At 50.8% G+C, this 21,727-nt stretch carries 18 protein-coding genes; 6 read left to right on the top strand and 12 right to left on the bottom strand.

Annotated features, from left to right (window positions below):
• Positions 1-383 precede the first annotated feature (383 nt).
• On the top strand, positions 384-3,200 hold the full coding sequence (gene topA, locus PN498_RS26190; protein ID WP_272066408.1) for a type I DNA topoisomerase: 2,817 nt from the start codon (positions 384-386) through the stop codon (positions 3,198-3,200).
• 350 nt (positions 3,201-3,550) lie between these two features.
• On the opposite strand, the gene PN498_RS26185 is transcribed toward topA, so the two are convergent.
• Positions 3,551-4,657, bottom strand: a complete 1,107-nt coding sequence (locus PN498_RS26185) for a hypothetical protein (RefSeq protein ID WP_272066407.1) — start codon at positions 4,655-4,657, stop codon at positions 3,551-3,553.
• A 499-nt stretch (positions 4,658-5,156) separates the two neighbouring features.
• On the opposite strand from PN498_RS26185, the gene PN498_RS26180 reads away from it, so the two are divergent.
• Positions 5,157-5,915 (top strand): response regulator transcription factor, encoded by a 759-nt coding sequence (locus tag PN498_RS26180; protein ID WP_272066406.1) that lies wholly within the window; start codon positions 5,157-5,159, stop codon positions 5,913-5,915.
• 3 nt (positions 5,916-5,918) lie between these two features.
• On the opposite strand, the gene ribBA is transcribed toward PN498_RS26180, so the two are convergent.
• The 3 genes from ribBA to PN498_RS26165 form a co-directional block, all read right to left on the bottom strand.
• The gene (ribBA, locus tag PN498_RS26175) at positions 5,919-7,658 is read right to left on the bottom strand and encodes a bifunctional 3,4-dihydroxy-2-butanone-4-phosphate synthase/GTP cyclohydrolase II (protein WP_442951451.1); all 1,740 of its coding nucleotides are present in this window, start codon (positions 7,656-7,658) and stop codon (positions 5,919-5,921) included.
• 102 nt (positions 7,659-7,760) lie between these two features.
• A complete protein-coding gene (locus tag PN498_RS26170) occupies positions 7,761-7,934 on the bottom strand; it encodes a hypothetical protein (RefSeq protein ID WP_272066405.1) in 174 nt (57 codons plus the stop codon).
• A gap of 158 nt (positions 7,935-8,092) precedes the next feature.
• Positions 8,093-8,776, bottom strand: coding sequence for a Bax inhibitor-1/YccA family protein (locus PN498_RS26165; RefSeq protein WP_272066404.1), 684 nt, complete (start codon positions 8,774-8,776; stop codon positions 8,093-8,095).
• Between the two features lie 268 nt (positions 8,777-9,044).
• Here PN498_RS26165 and trpB point away from each other — a divergent pair, with 268 nt between their 5' ends.
• A complete protein-coding gene (gene trpB / locus PN498_RS26160; protein ID WP_272066403.1) occupies positions 9,045-10,328 on the top strand; it encodes a tryptophan synthase subunit beta in 1,284 nt (427 codons plus the stop codon).
• Positions 10,325-10,978 (top strand): ribonuclease D, encoded by a 654-nt coding sequence (locus PN498_RS26155; protein WP_272066402.1) that lies wholly within the window; start codon positions 10,325-10,327, stop codon positions 10,976-10,978. Before trpB ends, PN498_RS26155 begins: the two co-directional genes overlap by 4 nt.
• A 63-nt stretch (positions 10,979-11,041) precedes the next feature.
• Here the strand turns inward: PN498_RS26155 and PN498_RS26150 are convergent, their stop codons facing one another.
• From PN498_RS26150 to PN498_RS26120, 7 genes are all read right to left on the bottom strand, one after another.
• Positions 11,042-11,422: a rhodanese-like domain-containing protein gene (locus PN498_RS26150; protein ID WP_272066401.1), complete on the bottom strand. Its 381-nt coding sequence runs from the start codon at positions 11,420-11,422 to the stop codon at positions 11,042-11,044.
• A 201-nt stretch (positions 11,423-11,623) separates the two neighbouring features.
• Positions 11,624-12,127, bottom strand: coding sequence for an NUDIX hydrolase (locus tag PN498_RS26145; RefSeq protein ID WP_334312295.1), 504 nt, complete (start codon positions 12,125-12,127; stop codon positions 11,624-11,626).
• Between the two features lie 201 nt (positions 12,128-12,328).
• Positions 12,329-13,714: a proton extrusion protein PcxA gene (locus PN498_RS26140; protein ID WP_272066400.1), complete on the bottom strand. Its 1,386-nt coding sequence runs from the start codon at positions 13,712-13,714 to the stop codon at positions 12,329-12,331.
• 390 nt (positions 13,715-14,104) lie between these two features.
• Positions 14,105-14,407 (bottom strand): type II toxin-antitoxin system VapC family toxin, encoded by a 303-nt coding sequence (locus tag PN498_RS26135; protein ID WP_272066399.1) that lies wholly within the window; start codon positions 14,405-14,407, stop codon positions 14,105-14,107.
• Positions 14,404-14,673: a hypothetical protein gene (locus PN498_RS26130; RefSeq protein WP_272066398.1), complete on the bottom strand. Its 270-nt coding sequence runs from the start codon at positions 14,671-14,673 to the stop codon at positions 14,404-14,406. The genes PN498_RS26135 and PN498_RS26130 overlap by 4 nt, the downstream gene beginning before the upstream one ends.
• A gap of 170 nt (positions 14,674-14,843) precedes the next feature.
• Positions 14,844-16,358 (bottom strand): UDP-N-acetylmuramoyl-L-alanyl-D-glutamate--2,6-diaminopimelate ligase, encoded by a 1,515-nt coding sequence (locus PN498_RS26125; protein WP_272066397.1) that lies wholly within the window; start codon positions 16,356-16,358, stop codon positions 14,844-14,846.
• Positions 16,359-16,390: 32 nt separating this feature from the next.
• Positions 16,391-16,675, bottom strand: a complete 285-nt coding sequence (locus PN498_RS26120) for a glutaredoxin family protein (RefSeq protein WP_272066396.1) — start codon at positions 16,673-16,675, stop codon at positions 16,391-16,393.
• 263 nt (positions 16,676-16,938) lie between these two features.
• On the opposite strand from PN498_RS26120, the gene cysH reads away from it, so the two are divergent.
• Positions 16,939-17,670: a phosphoadenosine phosphosulfate reductase gene (gene cysH, locus PN498_RS26115; RefSeq protein ID WP_272066395.1), complete on the top strand. Its 732-nt coding sequence runs from the start codon at positions 16,939-16,941 to the stop codon at positions 17,668-17,670.
• A gap of 22 nt (positions 17,671-17,692) precedes the next feature.
• On the opposite strand, the gene PN498_RS26110 is transcribed toward cysH, so the two are convergent.
• Positions 17,693-20,089, bottom strand: coding sequence for a glycoside hydrolase family 10 protein (locus PN498_RS26110; RefSeq protein ID WP_272066394.1), 2,397 nt, complete (start codon positions 20,087-20,089; stop codon positions 17,693-17,695).
• 430 nt (positions 20,090-20,519) lie between these two features.
• Here PN498_RS26110 and PN498_RS26105 point away from each other — a divergent pair, with 430 nt between their 5' ends.
• On the top strand, positions 20,520-21,539 hold the full coding sequence (locus PN498_RS26105) for a YihY/virulence factor BrkB family protein (RefSeq protein ID WP_272066393.1): 1,020 nt from the start codon (positions 20,520-20,522) through the stop codon (positions 21,537-21,539).
• Positions 21,540-21,727: the final 188 nt, after the last annotated feature.

Genomic DNA, 21,727 nt, shown 5'->3' with positions numbered 1-21,727 from the left:
GATTGGATAGCTCTGTTAACGTCAAAGCCGAGCCACCGCATGACTCACCTTTCGAACGTCAGTCATTTGACCGCCCACTTTTCTCACTGGCCACTCATCAGCATCCCCGCCATACGTCCCGTCTACTCATCTATACGTTTGACTGCCAAAATTCCTAAAACTCACCTCAACACTGAATTCCAGCCAAAAGATGTGGGTATTCTTCAAGACAAATGCGTTAAGTTCGATTTATCGATTTCGAAGAGATGTGCTAGGAGTGAACAAGAGTCACGATCCAAATCAGGGAGCTAAGCTCTAAAAACTGAAATCTTAGTTAACAATCCTTTCCTAAGACCTCACTTATTCGCTAACGTCACGGAATCAAAAAACACCTAACAGTTTCTATGTCCACTCTCGTTATTGTTGAGTCACCTACGAAAGCCAAAACCATCCGCAACTACCTCCCGTCGGGGTATCGGGTAGAGGCGTCTATGGGACATGTGCGAGACTTGCCGCGATCGGCCAGTGAAATTCCGGCATCTGTCAAAGGCGAGAAGTGGGCACAGCTGGGTGTTAACCCTGAAGCGGACTTTGAACCCCTCTATGTGGTTCCTTCAGACAAAAAGAAAGTCGTCAAGTCGTTGAAAGACGCCCTCAAAAATGTTGATGAACTGGTTCTGGCAACAGACGAAGACCGAGAAGGTGAGAGCATCAGCTGGCATTTGCTTCAGGTTTTGAAGCCCAAAGTGCCTATCAAGCGGATGGTTTTCCATGAGATCACTGAGGAAGCCATTCAGCAAGCACTCGATAACTGCCGCGATATTGACGACCAGTTGGTTCGTGCCCAAGAGACTCGCCGCATCCTAGATCGACTTGTGGGCTACACGCTATCGCCGCTGCTGTGGAAGAAAATTGCTTGGGGACTCTCTGCAGGCCGGGTTCAGTCGGTTGCCGTCAAACTATTGGTTGAACGAGAGCGGGCACGGCGGGCTTTCCGCCAAGGCTCCTATTGGGACCTCAAAGCTCAGCTCCTGAAGAATGAAGAGTCTTTCGAAGCAAAGCTGATCACCCTCGATGGTAAACGGCTGGCCACAGGTAGCGACTTTGACGAGAACACCGGTCAAATTGCAGCGGGTCGAGACGTTGTTCTGCTCAACGAAACAGAGGCGAACACATTACGGGAACGCCTGCAGGAAGGAGCCTGGACAGTTGCTAACCTGGAGGAGCGGCCTTCTACTCGTAAACCTTCACCACCCTTTACCACATCGACCCTGCAGCAGGAATCTAACCGTAAGCTGCGGCTCTCTGCAAGAGACACCATGCGGGTTGCTCAAAGTCTTTATGAGCAAGGGTACATCACCTACATGCGTACTGATTCCGTACACCTTTCGCAGCAGGCAATCACTGCAGCCAGGGAGTGTGTTGAACGCAAATATGGCAGTGAATATCTCAGTCCTAAATCCCGGCAATATGCGACTAAAAGCAAGTCAGCTCAGGAAGCCCATGAGGCGATTCGCCCAGCTGGCAGTAGCTTTCGTACCCCTCAAGAAACTGGCCTCAGCGGCCGGGAATTATCTCTTTATGACCTGATTTGGAAGCGGACGGTCGCCACTCAAATGGCCGAAGCCCGCCAGACCAACATTACTGTCCAAATTGAAGTAGACAATGCTACCTTCCGGGCGAGCGGTAAACGGATTGATTTCCCAGGCTTCTTCCGAGCCTACGTAGAGGGATCGGATGATCCAAATGCGGCCATTGAAAACCAGGAGATTCTACTCCCTCGTCTAGCGATCGGGGATGCCGTCAATTGCGGCGAACTAGAAGCTGTCGGCCATGAAACTCAACCTCCCGCTCGATACACCGAAGCAACATTGGTGAAGACGCTGGAAAGCGAAGGTATTGGTCGTCCCAGCACCTACGCCAGCGTCATCGGCACCATTATTGATCGCGGTTACGTCACGGCCAATGGCAATAGCTTAGTTCCAACCTTCACAGCTTTTGCAGTCACTGATCTTTTATCCAAGCATTTTCCTGACTTAGTGGATGTCGGCTTCACCGCTCGTATGGAGCGGACTTTAGATCATATTTCGACTGGAGAAGCCGATTGGCTGCCCTATCTCAAGGATTTCTATGTTGGAGACGATGGCTTAGAAACCCAGGTCACCGAGCGAGAAAGTCAGATTGATCCCGCTGAAGCTCGGACAGTCGATTTGCAAGATTTGGAGGCCAAAGTCCGGATTGGGCGCTATGGCCCTTACGTTGAAACGGAGGACGAGAACGGTCCGGTCAAGGCATCGGTTCCCGTTGATGTTTCCCCGGCTGACTTGGATGCCGATCAGGTCACCTTGCTGCTGAAGCAGAAAATAGAAGGCCCTGAAAAACTGGGTCTGCATCCTGAGACCAGTGAACCCATCTATGTGCTTGTAGGTGCCTATGGTCCCTATGTCCAGTTGGGCGAAGCGACCGAAGAGCGACCCAAACCCAAACGAGCCTCCCTACCCAAGGGCGTCAAGCCGGAAGACGTTACCGTTGAGATGGCGGTTGGTTTGCTCGCTTTGCCAAGACTTTTGGGTGCACACCCTGAAACGGGAGCACCGATCAAGGCTAGCTTGGGTCGATTTGGCCCTTACGTTGTTCACGATCAGGGGAAAGAAGGCAAAGATTATCGATCGCTCAAAGGCGATGATAATGTTTTGACGGTGTCGTTAGATCGTGCCCTACAGCTCCTCTCAGAACCTAAGGCTAGTCGCGGACGACGGAAAGCAGAACCCTTGAAGGAATTGGGCAAGCATCCTGATGATGATGAGATGGTTGCGGTCTACAAAGGGCCTTATGGTCTATACGTTAAGCACGGCAAGACTAATGCAGGACTACCTGAAGGCAAGACGGAGGCTGATATTTCGTTAGAAGAGGCGATCGCCCTCATTGCCGCCAAAGCGGGTAGTAAAAAGAAAACGACTCGCAAAAAGTCCACAGCTAAATCCAGTACCAAATCTGGAACCGCAGCCAAGAAATCTACTGCCAAGAAATCCACAACCGCTAAAAAATCTACGACGGCTAAGAAATCAACCACCGCTAAAAAATCAACCACCCGTAAAACGACAACCAAGCGGGCAGCCGCTTCTAAATCAACGGGCACCAAAACGACAACTGCTAAGAAATCCAGCACGACTAAAAAGTCGTCAACCCGCAAGAAGTCAGCCGAGAAGCCCGAAACCTAGTAGTGGTCTGCCAATTTTGCCATTGTGAGTGAGTTAGCCCTGCACTGTTGAGACAGACCATACGTTGCTCTGATCTCTCGGTTCAGCAAATAGCGTGATTTGCCCCTAGCCCCATCCTGGGGGAACTTCCGGGGATGATTCTTCCAGAATGGGGGCTGGGGGGTCAAAGCAATCAGCCTCAACTCAACTGCAAGATTTGGATTGACTCACAATTTTGAGCATGACGCTGCAGTAGTCTCTATATAGCAGAGCTTTGCTCTGCTTGTTTGCCTTTGGCGTCCTCGAAGCGTAGAGTATTTTGAATTTTGGATTCCGCCTAGCAATACTAGGTATCGCATCCCTATTTCCAATCAATTGGTTGGACCGGACGGATTCGAAAACGTGTTGATATAGCCACCACCAATGTAGGAACCGGGAGGTCGTGGTACCGAAAATGGCGAAGGATTAATCGTCGTATTAGGAAGCGTCGTTGCCGGGGTGATCGGCGCATAGGGAGACACGTAACCATTGCTGACATCGATGTCAGAGGAATTGAAGTCAGGAATTCCTCCGGGCGTCAGGTTAGGAGTTGCGCTGTTAGGCGTGAAGGGCGAAGGCAGCGCTTCAGCACCATTGCGATTGGGCAATGGCGGCATCAGATTGAGAGAGGCAGGAGGCGTATAGCCTGTCGTACCTGGAGGAGGGGACATCTGAGGCAGCGTGGGTAGAACCGGAAAGCCAACCCCTGGGATAGTCACCGTTTGAGAGCTGAATTCCCCAGGCGGCAGTTGAGCGCTATCAGTGGTGTTGAACGGCTCAGGAGTATCCAGCGAGAATTCTTCTGGCGATCTCGCCTCACTCTCCACCTGAGCGCCTTCGGTTGGCACAGCCCTATCGGCTACGGGCGCTGGATTTTGTAACGCAAACAGAAGCGGATTAGTGAAGCTCCTTGAGGTCTCCTGTCCCAATCCTTCGTTGAATGCCGATATGTTGGTCTCACTAATATCGCTGGCAAAGGATTGTGAATTATTGCTGTTGAAAGAACGGCCCGCAAACTGATACTGCTCTAGGTACCGAGCAAATGGACTATCGTTCAGTCCGCTGGACCGCCCCTCGGTCGGCGTTGCCAGCGCTAGGACATCTTGCACAAAGGCATCTTGCTCACCCTCAGAATTGTCAACAAGCGCCTGGATGTTGGGAACGCCGCCGGATTCGACCCCTAGCTCATTCATCAGAACCGACAGGTTGTCAATGTCAGCGATCGCAGCTTGTTCTTCTGGGGTTAAGTCAGAGAGATCAATGTCTGAATTCGGCACGCTCTCATCTTGAGAATAGGTACCGAACCATTCTGGGTGTCTCACATATTCCCAGACAAATACCCCAAGGAGGAGTAGCCCTAACGAAGACGCCAAGGGGACAGGCTTTGTTAGATAGCTGAGACGGTTAGTTAAAGAACGTAGCCAGTTCGAGAGGGCCATGACGTCAAAGAGGATGTCCGCTTTAGGATATTCGTTTATGCTAACGCTTTGATAAAGCACCCAAGAAGCTGAAGGAAGTGTCCTGAGGTAACTGCGTTAGTCATAACACAACACTCAGGCTTGACACCAACCCCAATTACCTATTTCATTCCGCCAAAATACTTTCGGAAGATTAAGACGAAATCTACAGATACTTAACCTATTCATCTTTTGTCCTTAAGCCCGACCTCGGATTATACGGCTTATGAAAGTCTAGATAGCTTTTGGAGAATGCAGAACGTTAAGACCAATCTTCCCATGAGGGAGGCCAGAGGCATGAAGCATCCATTAATCCTCTGTGTCGGATGATTTCAGCGGTTTTGGTTGTCCTTAGGTAATTGCTAATAGCTACCGGTGAAAAGGCTGTATAGCTCGGTTTTATAGCCTCGTTTTCCGTTACCGCCATAACGTGGTCGAGTCCAGGTGGGCTGATTCGAGGGGAATTTATAGAGCAGCAGATATGGTGCACAACAGTGACAGACAGTTTCAAGCAGGAATTTCGCTGCAACAGGATCACATTTTGGTGGTGGACGATGAAGCTCTCATTCGAGAGACCATCAGCCTGGCTCTGAAGGATGAAGGGTATCAAGTCGATGTTGCTGAGGATGGTTCCCTCGCACTGGAGATGTTAGGAAATTCAGCCTGGACTCACTTCAGCAATACTCCAGCTTTTGACTTGGCCATCTTAGATCTCATGCTGCCAGGAGTGAGTGGGTTGGATCTTTGTCGAATGATTCGCCACCGAAACTGGGACATTCCTATCTTGATCCTAAGTGCCAAAGGGAGCGAAACGGATCGCGTGGTTGGTTTGGAAGTTGGGGCCGATGACTATTTGGCAAAACCCTTTGGAATGCGTGAATTGATTGCTCGCTGCCGGGCACTGCTGAGACGCTATCGGCGAGCCAAGACGCCTCAAGAAGCCTCTGTATTGATGTATCGGGATATTGTTCTCTATCTCAATGAATTGCGGGTCACTGTGCATGAGCGAGAGGTTGCCCTTTCCCCTAAAGAGTTCCGCATTTTGGAACTCTTTATGAATCACCCCAATCGAGTCTGGAGCCGAGAAGAGTTGATCGATAACGTCTGGGGCCCTGATTTTATGGGCGATCGCAAAACCGTAGACGTTCACATCCGTTGGCTGCGGGAAAAAGTCGAAGTTGATCCCAGCAGTCCTAAATACATCGTGACGCTCCGAGGATTCGGCTACCGCTTTGGCTAATCCTTAATCGTTAAAACCATGCCTTGAAAAAGCGTAAATACGCTGGGTCTGAAGCTGCCCTTTAAGTTCGGATGGATAAACTGCCGTGTTGCTTTGTCCTAAAGAAAAAGTTTGACGACTCAACCCCACTTGCAGGTGAGTGAACGGATCGTACCCATCAGAAACCAAGATCTCTAGCTGATATAAGTTGGGCCATTCGACTAATTCATTCAAGATGCTTGAAATGGCTGTCCAACTGGAATCGCCAACTTGGTTATACCAGTTAGGTTCGACCGCATGAGGTTGGTCCAGCCCTAAATGGACGATTAATTTGCCTTGTCCGAACAGGGCAACGGCAACTGATCGCGCTTCCTCCTGAGCCAAAAATCCCTGCTGATAAGCCAGATTACGAACCTTCTCAAGCTGTTCGGCCTTTTCAGGGATAGCCGAGAAGTCTTCTTTCGTTTGCAGTGCGATCGTAACCAGGTAAGTCTGCACCAGCAAGTGACCCAGTTTTTGAGCCTTGGTCTCTAGATAATGAGAGTTGTAAGGAGTCGTTTCAACGATGAGAGGAACGCGATCAACCATCTCTAGCCCATATCCTTTTAATCCTGCAATCTTGCGAGGATTGTTGGTAATCAGACAAAACTGTCGGACACCAATGTCATTGAGAATCTGCGCCCCAATACCGTAGTTGCGCTGATCGACTGGTAGCCCCAACTTTTCATTGGCCTCCACAGTGTCCAACCCCATATCCTGTAGCGAATAAGCTTTGAGCTTATTGACTAGGCCAATGCCGCGCCCCTCTTGCCTGAGATACACGACAACACCTCGGCCTGCTGATTCGATCATTTTGAGCGCTGCCTGAAGCTGCATACGACAGTCACAGCGCAATGACCCAAAGGAATCGCCCGTCAAGCATTCAGAATGAACCCGCACCATGACGGACTTGTCTCTAAAGGTCTCAGGATCGCCTTTGACGAGGGCAACGTGCTCTGAGTTGTCCATTGAGTTGCGATAGGCGTAGATGTTGAAATGACCAAACTGAGTGGGTAAATTAGCGATCGCCTCCCGTTTTACAAAGCGCTCATGCTCCAACCGGTAGCTAATCAAATCGGCAATGCTGATCAGCTTAAGATTGTGCACCCGAGCATAGTCAATCAGCTCTGGCAGCCTTGCCATTGAGCCATCAGCGTTTTGAATCTCACAGATAACGCCTGCTGGGTATAGTCCTGCCAAACGAGCCAAGTCAACCCCAGCTTCCGTGTGGCCTGCACGTTTCAGCACACCACCTTCCTTAGCTCGAAGCGGAAAGATATGCCCCGGTCGCCGCAAGTCAATGGGGCGAGCATTGGGATTCAGCGCAACTTGAATAGTGCGCGCTCGATCCTCAGCAGAAATACCTGTAGTGACTCCCCAATTCAGCGCCGCGTCAATGCTGACCGTAAAAGCAGTCTGCTCGTTTTCATCCTCAAACGAACTTTGAGTCACCATTAGAGGCAACTCTAGCTCATCCAGCCGCTGTCGCGTCATGGCAAGGCAGATCAATCCCCTAGCCTCAACCGCCATGAAATTAATCATGTCCGGTGTGGCGAACTGGGCTGCACAGATAACGTCACCCTCGTTTTCACGGTTTTCGTCATCTACAACCACGATCGCTCGACCAGCAGCCAGATCTTGCAAGGCACTGTCAATGCTGTCAAACGCAAACTCAACTTTTTTCAATGTGCTTGGCTCAGGATTAGAGACCCCAGCTAGAGTCACGTCCTCTATATCCGCCACTTTGACTTATTTCACTCATTCAGCTTTATGACCGATTCTAATGCTTTAATCTTCAGCAGGGTGAAAATTGCTAAGACGGTTCGCTTAATCCTTCTCGCTGACCGCGTCCTGGGCCTGTTCACTCAAATAGGGTAGAAGCTGAGACTGAACGGCTTCTGACTGATTGCCCCAAAGCATTCTGCAAAATCCGCTTTTACCCTGAGCACTGGCTCTGTTTAGGATGCCTGCCAATTTTTCATAATTGATGGATTCAGACATTGCGCCTCTTTATCCTTCATTCGACTCAGCCGAGTTTCGGCCTTGCAAACCATTAAACCAGTCAACCTGACTGCAAAATAGTCAAAATTCTCGGTCTCTAGTTCGCAGCATAGTGCAGTGAAGAACTGTAAGAGGCGCATCTCGCTTGCGAAAACACGTTATCGGCGCATCGCCATCACAATTCGTAAAACGTACCAGAACAATAGGGCAACGGATGCAAATAGCTCCAGTGCAGCCACCACGTGTTGAGTCGTGGAATAGTGATGCATGACTTTGGAGGTGTCATACAGGATGGCAGCAGACGCAAAAATCACCATCGCCCCAGAAAAGATAAGCCCTAGGGTAAAGCCAAAGATCACGCTACACACAATCAGTCCCAGCGCGACGAAGCCACCAACGGTTAGAAAGCCCCGCAAGAAAGAAAAATCTCGTCGAGTTGTAAAGGCGATCGCCGTCAACCCCGCAAAAAGCAGTAGCGTCAGGGCTACGGCAATGGGAAGGACATCATTACCAACAACGTAGGCCGCGATGTAGAGTATCGGCGCAAAGATGATGGCTTCTGCGACAATATAAATTCCTAAGCCTAGGTATTCCTGTTCTCCGGACTTGGCGCGAGCAATCAGACTTCGGGCAAACCAGCCCAATAGAGCAAAGCCGCCCAAAATGGCCAGCCAAACAAATCGACTACCTGCCAGCATATTAGTGATTGCACCCGCAATGCCGGTTGTAAAGAGAATATATTCAATGGCGATGAAGGCGGCGATCGCCCCTGCCAGGTGAGTGTAGGTGCGACGAATGAATAGAGCGCGATCGCTCGGGGGAGCTTGAGCAACAGTAATCATGGAGAAACCTTATGGAACATCAACGAAGGCACAAGGCTTTATCCCAGCAATTTTGAGTGGAGCGGCTGGGATAAAGGCAAAATCTTATAGACAGCAACCTGACATCCGTAACAACCTGGAAATCCGCAAATAGTCTTTTGTTCAGTATGGTCATACCCAACCAGAAAGAGCACAACTTTCTAGCTTTCTTAATCTGGCAAGACAGATAGAGGGTTAGCCCATTCCGTATAATGGGGGCTGACAACTACTCTTATATTGTCTAACGCTCGTGACTCAGACGCCTATTTCTTCTCCCACATCCACTCAAAGCTCAGCTAGCAAGACCTCTAAGCAGGCTCTTGCTGTTTCGGCCCGGCCTGATCCACTGGGGCGGTTTGGTCAATTTGGCGGGAAGTATGTGCCCGAAACGCTCATGCCTGCCTTAGCTGAGTTAGAGGAGGCGTATTACACGTATCGCGACACGGATGATTTCAAGCAGGAGTTGAGCGAATTACTCAAAGACTACGTCGGACGCGAAACGCCGCTTTACTTCGCTGAACGATTGACGGCTCATTACGCTAACCCCGATGGTACCAGCCCTCAAATCTATCTCAAGCGAGAAGATTTGAACCATACTGGAGCGCACAAGATTAATAACGCTCTGGGACAGGTTCTTCTGGCTAAACGCATGGGCAAAGCGCGGGTTATTGCTGAAACCGGAGCAGGCCAGCATGGTGTGGCAACCGCAACAGTATGCGCTCGTTTTGGCATCAAATGCGTCATCTACATGGGCGTACAGGATATGGAACGACAGGCGCTCAACGTTTTTCGGATGCGCTTGATGGGGGCTGAGGTTAGCCCTGTGACAGCGGGGACTGGAACTCTCAAAGACGCCACGTCTGAGGCCATTCGGGATTGGGTCACCAACGTCGAAACGACCCACTACATTTTGGGCTCCGTTGCAGGTCCACATCCCTACCCCATGATTGTGCGGGATTTTCACGCTGTGATCGGGCAAGAAACTCGCCGTCAGTCGCTGGAAAAGTGGAATGGACTACCCGATATTCTTATGGCTTGCGTGGGGGGGGGGTCTAATGCCATGGGATTGTTCCACGACTTCATTGAAGATACGTCGGTTCGCATGATTGGCGTGGAAGCTGAGGGCGAGGGCGTCCTTTCGGGTAAGCATGCCGCCACTCTGACCCAAGGCCGAGTCGGGGTTTTGCATGGAGCGATGAGCTATCTGCTACAGGATGCGAATGGTCAGGTTCAGGAAGCCCACTCCATTAGTGCTGGTTTGGACTATCCCGGTGTTGGACCGGAGCATAGCTACTTAAAAGAGATTGGGCGGGCTGAGTATTACAGCGTGACTGACCAGCAAGCGTTAGATGCACTACAGCTCGTATCGCAGTTAGAAGGCATTATTCCAGCCCTTGAGACAGCCCATGCCTTTGCCTATCTAGAAACGCTGTGTCCTCAGTTATCGGACAGCCCTTACATTGTGATCAACTGCTCGGGCCGAGGGGATAAAGACGTCCAAACAGTTGCCAAAGCCTTGGGGAACTTGTCATGAGTGAGGCCACACCCGAGGCATTGTCTCCCGACATGTTTGAAGTTTGCGATCGCGACCTCTCAGACGCACTACTAAAACGATATCTAGAGGCTAGCGCGATCGCTGTTGACACAGAAACAATGGGTCTATTGCCTTGGCGCGATCGCCTTTGCTTGGTCCAGCTTTGTGATGAAGCGGGCTATGTGTCTGTCGTGCGGATTGAGCTAGGCCAACAAGCAGCCCCCAACCTCCAAACGCTGTTAGAGAACCCTGCGATTGAAAAGATCTTCCATTTTGCTCGATTTGACTTAGCAACCCTGCGGCATCACTTGAATATCCAGGTCAATCCCACCTTTTGCACCAAGGTCGCCAGCAAACTCAGCCGCACTTACAGTTCTAGGCATGGCCTGAAAGAGCTTGTCCGTGAAGTCTCAGGCATCGAGCTAGACAAAACGCAGCAAAGCTCTGACTGGGGAAATGCGGCTAATCTGTCAGACGATCAGCTGCGCTATGCGGCTAACGATGTGCGATACCTGCACCAGATTCGTCAGGCTTTGATCGACATGCTAAAACGCGAAGGCCGATGGGAACTAGCAGTGGAATGCCTTGGATGCATTCCAACCTTCGTCACCCTCGACCTGCTGCAATACCCAAACATCTTTGAGCATTAGTACTGGGCGGCTGCACTGTTAAGACCGCACGACTTCGTGAATGCGAGCTAACGGCGTTTCACGTTATGCCGCGATCGCGTTGCCCGTGGTTTCAGTAGGAAAACCAGCGGCTTTCCAGGCTGCCACACCGCCTCGAAGAACAGAAACCTTCGCGTAGCCAGCAGCACGAAGTTGTTCAGCCGCGATGGTGGCCTCTTCATCCGTGCTGGCGTAGACATAAATATCTCGACCGAGTTCAAGGGTAGACAGGGCACGGTTGACTAACTCTGTTACCGACATTGAAATCGCACCCATAACGTGACGCTCATTAAAAAGGGCACGATCGCGAACATCAATGATGGTCAAAGCGGGTTCACCCCAATCCAAACGCGCTTTTAAGTCGTAAACTCTAGCCGTTTCCCGCATCGGCGCGGGCCTGGGAATAATGCCAAAAAGCCGATCCATAATGTGAAGCCTTACGCCATAGACGTGATAGTGCGAACTAATTGCAAGTTAACAAAACTTCTAGATTTCTGCAAAGTTATGTGTCCTTACGATTAATAAGCTCAAGGAACGTGCAAGTCTTCTGGTCTTCAATCAAGGAAAGCAGCAATAGCGAGGGCTTATCCGTCTTGGCTTTTCAGCTCGTGCGTAATCCCACACGCACTACAGAGGATCAAGGTCGCTCAGCTTGTCAGCATATTGAGCAATGAAACTGAGCAGCAATTGTTGGTGAGGTTCTCCGATGGGACGAACTTGATTAGCGATCGATGAAAACTTTCGACCGTCACGAATTTCATCGACCGTCCCCAATCCAAGGTCCCACCCTTCGTTCAGCTCTAGTTGCTCCAAGGGGACAGTGAGTGGACCATAAAAAACATTTCGGACAATATTTTCATTTCTCCACTGCTTAAATAGTTTAAGCCAGGGTGGAGAGTAGTTGATTTCTTCTTCGATCTCTCTCCAAACGCCCTCTTCTGCTGTCTCGCCGGGTTCGATATGCCCCCCAAAAAAGGCCCAGTAACCAGGATAAAGAATGGTAGGAATGTTGTCTCGAAGCTGTAGCAAGAACTGGTTGTCACGAAACAGAATGGCGATCGCGACGTGCTTTTCCGGTTCACCAGCCATTGCAAGCCAAAACTCAACACCCCGAATGTTACAACAGTTCACGTGGGTTAGAGATTGATCCCATCGAAGACAATCCAACGTTATGACGGCCTGCATTTAAATCAGCCCACCCCATTCCTTGTCCCCTATTCCCTGCTCTCTTAAGACACTGAGATGGACTTGACCAAGCTGCACAGGGCTATAGGTAAAGGTCGAGGCGCGTTATCCGTCAAACATAGAACCCCATCAAAATTAGCTATTATCCTACTCGTTCATATTCTTGTAGGTGGCGACTGCCGAGGGAGAAATCCGGTTGAGATAGCGGAAAATCCAGTATTTGAACACGGTATCCAAGATAACTGGAAACGTTGCGATGAAAAGGAAGATGAATTCTCGGTTAGCCGCAAAACCTAAATGTCTAGAAAGCCCTTCCATTAAGACTTCCCAACCATGAGGCGAGTGGAAACCGACGAACATATCGGTAAACAAAATGATGATGAATGCCTTGGCGCTGTCACTTAGGCCATAGACAATTTCATCCAAAAAACTCTTTAGCGTGAGGATGCCGCGCTTCTGGTTGGTCAGCAGGATAATAAACGCGCTCACGGCCAGAATATCTGAGAACACATTTTTGACTGCATCAGCACTGCGATCGCGATATTCCGATTCAATTTCCGTGGCTTTCTCAACAACCCGTTCTTCAATCTCAGCCTCACGGATGGGTTCTACCTTGCCGATAAGGACCTCAAAACGGAGGCGCTCCTCATACTGCTGTAACTCATGCAAAGCTTCCTCTTCCATCTCCATGTTGAGGAACACATCTGCTTCCTGATTCTCGCGGGCGTAATCCACAATAGGTCCCACGACGTAGTTCTTGGCAAACTGCTGTGTTAGTAGAGGAACAATCACTAGCAGCAGTAGAAATCTGATCGCCGTCGTCGTTCGTCCCCGCGAAGAGCGAAAGTTTTTGACCACCTGTTCCTCAGCATTGGGGTCTAAATCTTGTCGAATGCGATCAACAGTTCGCAGAATTGACCGGGGGAGAACGCTGGCTCGATCCGTGATCCCCGCTGATCGCTGCCCATTTTGATCGATCGCTTTTGGAGTTGTGGCAAGGGGAGCGATCGCGCCAGGGGATGCTTGGCGCTGCTGTCCATTCAACAGTTGGGTCGATTGCCCCTCTGATTGAATTCTGGGTTGAGCCGTTGCAGGCTCCTTCACCATGACTACCGTCTGCGCCGATGAGGATTCGGTTCGACGATAGCGGGCACGGACTTCGTCAACAAACTGTAGTTTGCGGAAAAAGAGTGATGGCCTATCAATAACGTTGAGCGTATAGTCCTGATCTGAGGGCTCGCCAACCTGAATCTCCATGATCTTGGGATCGGAAACGCGAATGACCGCACTACTCGCTCGAAACTCAGTCATTCTCAAGTTGATGAGATTAAGGTACTTTTGCAGTTCTCCCTCAAAATAGTTCATCGAACTTTTGCCGTAGTTGCCATAGCGAGCCGAGATGGGATTACCATCGAAGTGCTCGTTCTCAATGGCTTCGATCATCCTGGCAGCTTCATAGGCTTGGTCAAGGGAACGCTCTGGAGTCTTAAAAAACCACTGTTGTGCCTTCCGAAGAAAGGGAGGAATGCCCATCAGGAGTCACCTGCGATTGCGTTGTGAAGTTTGTTTCCTAAAGTAGGGACAGTTAATGAAGCTGCCCTGAGTTTTGAAAAAGAATGAGCTGCAAAGCCCACAAAGTTAAACTCCTGTGGCTTGCCAGCTCAATCGCTTTATCAAATATTCAGACACATTGTACGGCAAAGGAATTCGCCGTGAAGGTCATGACTGTTTCAGTGTTAACGTTAGTTCAACGCTTCCAACATGCTGAAGGGAGACTACTCCATGACCAAGATAGATTTACTGGGTTCCAAAACTTCTTAACAGGGGTATAAAGCCAGCCTGTTCAAAGTGTTTATCGTACGCTAGAGCTTCCAGAACGTTTTGCTCTTGCATGATGCAAAAAGAAGCACAATCGGTATGACTCTAGGATTTATCGGGGCGTTGTTCATAAAGCTCCAGTGCTTGTTGAAAAAGATTTATAGCAGTATGGGAAATTATCTCGATTGAGAAATTGCTTCTTAAGCTTCGAATTAAAGATACAGCTGCAACTCTGAGGAAGCTGCCCCGATGAGCAAAATAATTGAGAACCTCAGCTAGAACCATTTCGCTCGTTATGATTCTTTCAAACTCTAAGGCAATACTGACGTCTAAAGCTTTAACGTGAAGAGTGTCGTTGGGATCGAGTAAAGCAATCCAATAACCAGTATCCGCGAAGACAGATTTCATTCTTCAAGTTTGGGAACTCCGTATAGGTAATGGTCGTGATTTACAGCACCATCATGGGGCAACTTATCCCATTCCTCTTGAGGAACTTGCGTCTGAATATCCTTGATATCTTTGAGCAATCCCACAATTCCGCTGCTAGCAGCTAATACAGCCTCACCTTGAAGTTGTTGTCGCTCTTTAACAAACAAATAGAAGTCAAGAACAGTATTGACAAGTGAGTCTGGGGCCTGTTCAATTTCTCTTAAGAGTTGTTCTCTAGCAGTCACAAACAGATACCTCTTCGAGCATGTGATGGTTATGCAAAACCGTTCTAATTCTTTCTCCGTAATGGCATAGCTCTATTGAAGGCAAGCACGTCAGTGCGTTGACACCAAGACTACAGCTATTCTTCTGCTCTAGCTCAAAAAAAGCCTGCTCCCCTTATCGCTCAAAAATTTTAAGACTTTCCGCACAAAGCTGAGCGGGCTTGTTCACGATCGTCAAAGTGGATTTTCTCAGTGCCGAGAATTTGATAATCTTCATGGCCTTTGCCTGCAATCAGCACGCAGTCGCCAGCGGAGGCCTGAGCGATCGCTGATCGGATGGCCTCAGCGCGATCGCATACTACCTGTTCCGCAGGCAGCTGCGCCGGAATCCCGTCAAGGATATCGGCCAGAATTCTTTGCGGATCTTCAGTCCGGGGATTATCCGACGTGACGATAGCGAGATCAGCCAGATCATAAGCAATTTTGCCCATTTGAGGACGTTTCGTACGATCGCGATCGCCGCCGCAGCCAAATACACAGATGAGCCGCCCCGCTACAAACGGACGAGCCGCCGTGAGCGCATTCTGTAAGCTATCAGGCGTATGGGCGTAGTCCACAATAACGCTAACGTCCTGGTCAGGACTCACGACAACCCGCTCCATCCGTCCTGGAACACCGCCAAACGAGGGCAAACAGTCAGCGACCTGTGCCAAAGTAACTCCCAAGTGCAGCGCCGCCCCCACCGCTGCCAGCATGTTAGAGAGGTTGAACTGGCCCACTAACGGTAGGGAGAAATCAATGCTGCCCGCAGGTGTATGGAGTTGCCCCTTGACGCCGTTTGCACCATAGATCAGATTGCTCATATACAAATCAGCCGCAGAATTCTCAATGCTGTAGCTCCACGCCTTATCCCCCAGGCGCTCCAGAAGCCGCTGACCATAGGGATCATCTTGATTGACCACGGCACGGCCCCGCAGATAATCCTCGCTGAACAGGAGGGCTTTGGCCTCGAAGTACGCCTCCATAGTCTTGTGATAATCCAGATGATCTTGAGTCAAGTTGGTAAAAACACCGACCTCAAAGGGACAGCCCCAAACCCGCTTTTGCGCCAGCGCATGGGAACTCACCTCCATGACAACCGAACGACAACCTGCATCTCTAGCGGTGGCTAAATCGGCTTGTAGATCAACAGCGAAGGGAGTTGTGTGGACAGTAACCGCTTCATGTCCAGGCCAGCGAGCATAGAGGGTACCTAACAGCCCAGTGGGTTGGTCGGCTTGGTTCAGTAGAGCTTCAATAAGATGAGTGGTGGTGGTTTTGCCGTTGGTACCTGTCACACCCACCAACTGCATCGTCTGGGCTGGCGCGTCATAGAAGACGACAGCCGCAACCGCACAGACGATCGCCATGTCAGCGAAAGGCAGCACCAACGCATCCGGATTATGGGTTTTGGGTGAACGGGCTTGATAGGCTTGTGGCGTAACCAAGGCCGCGATCGCCCCTCCTGAGATTGCTCCTGGCCAAAACTCGCCACCGTCTACCCGAGTCCCCGGCATCCCGATAAAGACATCGCCTGGTTGGCAAGCCTGAGAATTGGTACACAGTCGCTTGACTGAATGGGTCAGAGCAGGGTGATCAGAGGGAAGTGCGATCAATGGCTCTACCCCCATCTCAACCAACCTTGCCAACAACGCCTGCAAATTCATGTCAGCAACCCCTCACAAATGTATAGCTGCGCTTATTTTGCCGTATCAGGCTCCCAATATGTCTGTAACATTTGCTCCACCTTGGCAATTGGAGCGCGGGGAGACAACCTTGGCAAGGCATCTTCTCTAGGTCCTTCAGGGGTTTCAACCACTCGACAAAGAACCGGAATTTGATACTGATATCGATCAAACCAGTCGGGTCGAGTCGTAATGTCTCTAACCTCAAGAGCAAAGTCGAGGTGAGACAGCGCTTCTAGTTTTTCCTGCAAACCTTCGCAGAGATGACAGCCTGGTTTGCTGTAAAGCGCTAGTTTCATGGTGCCACTCCTGTCTAAATGATTGAATTTTGACGCTTTTGGCTATTTACTCTAGTATCCGGGGGGAAGACCTCAGTTTGTAGAAGCTAGGAAAAAGCATCATATCCTAGCTATTTCGAACGGGAACCCTGCAAGGTCTGGATATCCATCCAACAACAGACGGTTAATCCCCCAAATCCCGACCGGATTATGTGTGATTCACGGGCATAAAAGGTGTATAACTGAATGTGGCACTGCAAACACGCAACGCAGGTAATGAACATATGGTTCAGTGCATGACACTTCCAGCGCCCGCATCCCCAGCCGAGTTAGACTTAGACGCACTCAATCGAGCATTTGAGTCTGCAACTCCTCAGGATATTTTACGGTGGGCCATCAAAACATTTCCAACTGGGCTGGCTCAGACTAGCTCGTTCAGCATCCCTGTTACGCTTCATATGCTGTACAAAGAGTTGTGTCCCAAGCAGCCTGTTCCGGTTATTTTTCTAGACACGCTCCATCACTTTCCAGAAACCCTAGAAACCGTTGAACGAGCAGTTGAACGCTACGATTTGAACTTGCATGTTTATCAAGCGCAAGGAGCTGATAGCCGCGAAGAATTCGTCGCCCGATACGGTAGTGAGCTTTGGCGACGAGACATTGACAGATTTCACCATTTGACTAAGGTTGAGCCCCTTCAACGAGCTTTGGAAGGCATTAGCGTTAAAGCTTGGGTCACGGGCCGTCGTCGAGACCAATCCGCTACACGTCGGAATATGCCCATCCTCGAAGAGGACTCTGACGGCAGATTAAAGATCAACCCTTTAGCTAATTGGACGCAGAAAGACCTGTGGACATATGTCTACTACAACGACGTAATCTACAATCCGCTCCATGACAAAGGATACGCCAGCATTGGTGACGAGCCTCTGACAACCCCCGTGCAAGCTGGCGAGCCCGAACGGGCAGGTCGCTGGCGCGGTTCAGCCAAAACCGAGTGTGGCATTCACATCTAGCAGCCACATCTTGCTATCCCGCTTAGCCTCTACGCTGTCTAGTTGCTCCATATGTCAGGAAACGGCTAATGGATTCTAGGCGGTATTCCCAAGCTTGAATGCGGTAATCAGAGGCAGTAGCCGTTTCGAGGCTCAGACCCACTTTCATACTGCGTTTAAGGGACTCTACCTGATCTTGCACCGTGGCAACGTCCACTGTTGGCTCCTCTACTAGCGCCGCTAGGTTGGCTCCGGCTGTATTGACGTCTTCGATCCATCGATCAGCGAGTCGTGGCTGTAATGTCATTTGTCCATTGGCAAGCAGCCAATTCCATTCCCGTTGCAAAGACCGAAAACGTTCTGCCGCGATCGCATACGGCCCTATCCCCAACCCATCGCTAGCATGAGTGCCCTGGGTATTGTGTAAAAGGTTTTGAATGCGGCCATCGAGATTGTCGGTCGCAAACAGCGCATACCCCGTTGCCGGCATATCTCGGAGCGCCTGCAGCTGATCAACGACGACCGGAACAGGCATGCCCAAGAGACGAATGCCTGGAATCACCAGAGTCGAACCGTAGTCTTTCTCCAATACCCAGGGCGCAATCATTTCAGAAAAGCGGTTGGCATCCTGGGCATAGCTCATGAGCACAATCCAGTCTACGAGTCCCTGCTCTGCCCAATCCGTCCAGTCCTGCTGAATTTTTTGCAGCCGCTCATGTTCGGGCATGGCAAACACGGCAGTGGACAGCACAATGTCAGGGCGCTTGCTACGAACCAGCTCTGAGGTTTCAGCAACAAAACTCGTTACCTGCTCAATTTTGAAAGCTTGCCACGCTGCCCAGAGCGATCGCTGTCGTTCCCGCACCGTTCTGGGCAGCCAGGGGTCAACCAGTGGCGTCAACTCCGTTGGATCAACCCCTGTTTGACGACGAAACTGTCGCCGGGCAGCAGTGCCATAGCCGTAGGTGCGCTCCGCCGACGGATCCTGAAAAGGATATCGAATGTAGTCGAGCTGTAAACCATCGACATCGTAGGTGGTGATGATTTCATCCACGAGCTGCAGCAAAAACGCCCGTGCTTCCGGATTGGCGGGATCATAAAAGGGCTTGGTTTGCCCCAACGGAATCGGGCTACCGTCTTGGTCATAGCCCACCCAATCAGGATTGCCGCTTAGGGACGGTCCTAAAAAACTATCGGACTTGTTTAGGATGGCGTTATGGCGCTGATTTCCAGCAGCAAAGACCCACATCCAGGCATGTAGCTCAATGCCGCGCTCGTGGGCTAACTCCACGGCATCCGCAAGGGGATCCCAGCCTTCCGTCAATGGATTTTGCTGAGGAGCAACCTGAGTCCGGTAGATGGGAAAACCGGCATTGACCGTTTCAAAAAAGACGGTATTGATGCCTGACTGCTGCATGTTGTCAAACAGCGTTGCCAGTCTATCGCGAGAGCCAGCACGAACAATACTGCCCCGGTCTAGCCACATGGCTCGAATTTCGGCAGGCGCGTAGGGACGATCAAGGGGGAAATTGTTCCAAAGGCTTTGACGGACCTCCAGCCAACGTGTGCGGGCTTCACCATAGGCTTGATTTTCAATTAGGGCAGGCCAATCCTGTCGAAGCTGTCGAGCTTCGACCAGAGCCGGATGCAAAACCGTTCTAGATACATCAGCCTCAGACGATTTCTCGGCTGCGGCAACTGGAGCATTGGGGTCGGGGAGCTGCACCTCATTCGGTTGATCCGCAGCGTCGGCCAAGATCAAGGCGCTCTCAAATCGACCAATGATGTGCTCCAGTTCTCGCTCCATCCGAATGGCAAAAAAGTAGGAAATGGGATCGTTTCCAGGGCGCACGAGCAAGCCAGGAGGCGCAATCCGGTCGGCAGGATCGGTTGACTGGAAGGGCAAGTCGCGAGAAGGAAAGGCTTCTAGAGTCGAGGGAGCAAAATCCTGAGGAACCCCCAACCGATCAGAATCCCGACTGGTCGGAACGTTGGTATTCGAGGGATCAGGTACTGGGGTGAAACGATCAAAATCTTGAGGAACCCCCAATCTGCTGGGTGCAGAATCAGAGTCTTCTATCGCATTAGGCTGATTGCCATTGGGCAGCGGTTCCAGCGTTTCAGGATCAAGATCTTGAGGAATGCCCAGACGACTCGGATTTGGATCACGAGTTCGAGCGGGCTGGTTGCCGTTGGGCAATGGTTCCAGCGTCGCGGGGTCAAGATCCTGAGGAATACCGAGCCGACTGGCATCTGGATCAATCAGATCGACGGAATCCGTAGAAACGTCTGAGTTGGGTAGCGGTTCGAGGGTATCGGGATCAAAATCCTGAGGAATGCCAAGGTCGCCGCTTTCCTGGGCGATCGCGGTTCCCCCTCCATCAGTCCAAACCAGTGCTCCCGAAGGGGCGTGACTGCTCGCTTGTCCGGGTATCGCCATAGCCCAGGCTAATGACACACTAACGGTGATACCCAGGCCCAAGCCTGCTATAAATTTCGACAACGTCCTCATATCAGAGCGCCTCATATCCCCAATTCACCCCTCAATCCTCATGCTGCACCGCGATCGCGGAACATCAGCTTATTAAAACAGTTAATTTGGACAAACGTATCAAAACCTCGCCCGTTCTTTTTATCCATACGGACTATCGGGTAGCTTTCCCTGATCCCTCATAGGAATCTCAATCTTTTCAGCAGTTATACCGAGAGGACAGAGTAAGATAACGATCGATTTAGCTAAGAATCAATGGTTTTTAGACCGCGATCGCGATAACTAAAGGAAATTTTGCGATTCCCAACTTTAAATCGTTGGTTTATCGGGGAGCGATCTGCATAGAATAAGCGTACTCCTTTCGCTATGCCTCGTCGCCATGTCCATGCCTCATCGACGACAACTGCCGCCCGCTGGTCCCTATCCAACTGGGGAGCCTTTTTCTCCGCCAGCGGGACAGTTGGGAGAAGGAGGGGCCATCGGCAACTATTTCAGCTTTTACCTTTGGCGGGCTGTGATGCAGCAGGCGGCACGACATCGCTACTGGATGAGGGGAGCCGCGATCGCCTATGGCATGGCTTGCTGCCTCTTTTTATCGTTCTTCGTAGTGCTGGCAATGGCCAGTCTGGGCAGTTCAGCAGAAACATTTTTGTTGAAAGTCATTACCCAGTGGTTGCCCGCTTCGCCGGAAACAATTCGCAATTTAGTGTCCCAAACGGCATCTAAGTGGACAACGTCCCATCGCTGGTGGCTGCTGGTTATTAGTGGTGGATTAGGAATTGGGCTATGGCTTAAGGTCATCGGCTCGCTGCAACAGGTTATCCGCTCCGATGGTGATCTGGCTTCTCACTTGGTGCCGTCCTTCCGGCAGAGAACCCTTACCGTCTTGGTTGCAGTGATCGTTGCGGGTCTGTTGCTGTTAGCCATAGGCTTTATTTCTATGACCCTACCAGAGGGGATCAAGAGTGCGATCGCAGCTCCGACGGCAATGAATTGGGTTAAACGGTTACTCGTTCACGCCCTGCGATGGAGTCTGGCGCTCTCCACCATTGCATTGATGTTTGGGTTGCTCTATCGGGCTAGTCAAAAACCTTCGGCTGCTCCTGTTCCGGTTCTTCCTGGGACCTTATTTACAACCGCCCTGTGGCTGATGGCCTGCATTGGTCTCAAAATCCATATCGGTTCTCTGGCCGATCAGCACTGGCTATATGGTCTCTTCAGCACGGTACTGTTTTGCCTGGTGGGTCTGTATTGCTGCGTCACTGGATTGCTGCTGGGCGGGCAGTACAACAAGTTGATTCAGCGATATTTTCCTCAACTGCGATCGCGCCAAGTCAATATTCCGCCCCCGCCTCCTGCATTCGAGTCCTTTACCATCGAGCGCCGTCATCCGAGGTAGCTGCGCCGACGTTCAAGCCTCCCATATAACCCTCTCTGCAAACCTGTTCCATTGCCGCTGATCGTTGATTGCCTCTAAAAAACGGAGAAAACGGTTGAGATAATTAAGGGGTAGTGCCGAACCCTTTGGGAGCAGACCCACCGAACCCTCGACGGGGGGGGGGGGGGGGGGGGGGGGGGGGGGGGGGG

Origin of the sequence: Oscillatoria sp. CS-180 (genome assembly GCF_028330965.1) — a bacterium.
Classification (GTDB): domain Bacteria; phylum Cyanobacteriota; class Cyanobacteriia; order Phormidesmidales; family Phormidesmidaceae; genus Halomicronema.
This window is presented reverse-complemented; position numbering and strand designations above follow the sequence as displayed.

Bases quoted from the DNA above. Each gene is read 5' to 3' on its own strand.
- topA (WP_272066408.1), top strand. From the start codon at position 384: ATGTCCACTCTCGTTATTGTTGAGTCACCTACGAAAGCCAAAACCATC.
- PN498_RS26185 (WP_272066407.1), bottom strand. From the start codon at position 4,657: ATGGCCCTCTCGAACTGGCTACGTTCTTTAACTAACCGTCTCAGCTAT.
- PN498_RS26180 (WP_272066406.1), top strand. From the start codon at position 5,157: ATGGTGCACAACAGTGACAGACAGTTTCAAGCAGGAATTTCGCTGCAA.
- PN498_RS26170 (WP_272066405.1), bottom strand. From the start codon at position 7,934: ATGTCTGAATCCATCAATTATGAAAAATTGGCAGGCATCCTAAACAGA.
- PN498_RS26165 (WP_272066404.1), bottom strand. From the start codon at position 8,776: ATGATTACTGTTGCTCAAGCTCCCCCGAGCGATCGCGCTCTATTCATT.
- PN498_RS26155 (WP_272066402.1), top strand. From the start codon at position 10,325: ATGAGTGAGGCCACACCCGAGGCATTGTCTCCCGACATGTTTGAAGTT.
- PN498_RS26150 (WP_272066401.1), bottom strand. From the start codon at position 11,422: ATGGATCGGCTTTTTGGCATTATTCCCAGGCCCGCGCCGATGCGGGAA.
- PN498_RS26140 (WP_272066400.1), bottom strand. From the start codon at position 13,714: ATGGGCATTCCTCCCTTTCTTCGGAAGGCACAACAGTGGTTTTTTAAG.
- PN498_RS26135 (WP_272066399.1), bottom strand. From the start codon at position 14,407: ATGAAATCTGTCTTCGCGGATACTGGTTATTGGATTGCTTTACTCGAT.
- PN498_RS26125 (WP_272066397.1), bottom strand. From the start codon at position 16,358: ATGAATTTGCAGGCGTTGTTGGCAAGGTTGGTTGAGATGGGGGTAGAG.
- PN498_RS26120 (WP_272066396.1), bottom strand. From the start codon at position 16,675: ATGAAACTAGCGCTTTACAGCAAACCAGGCTGTCATCTCTGCGAAGGT.
- cysH (WP_272066395.1), top strand. From the start codon at position 16,939: ATGGTTCAGTGCATGACACTTCCAGCGCCCGCATCCCCAGCCGAGTTA.
- PN498_RS26110 (WP_272066394.1), bottom strand. From the start codon at position 20,089: ATGGCGATACCCGGACAAGCGAGCAGTCACGCCCCTTCGGGAGCACTG.
- PN498_RS26105 (WP_272066393.1), top strand. From the start codon at position 20,520: ATGTCCATGCCTCATCGACGACAACTGCCGCCCGCTGGTCCCTATCCA.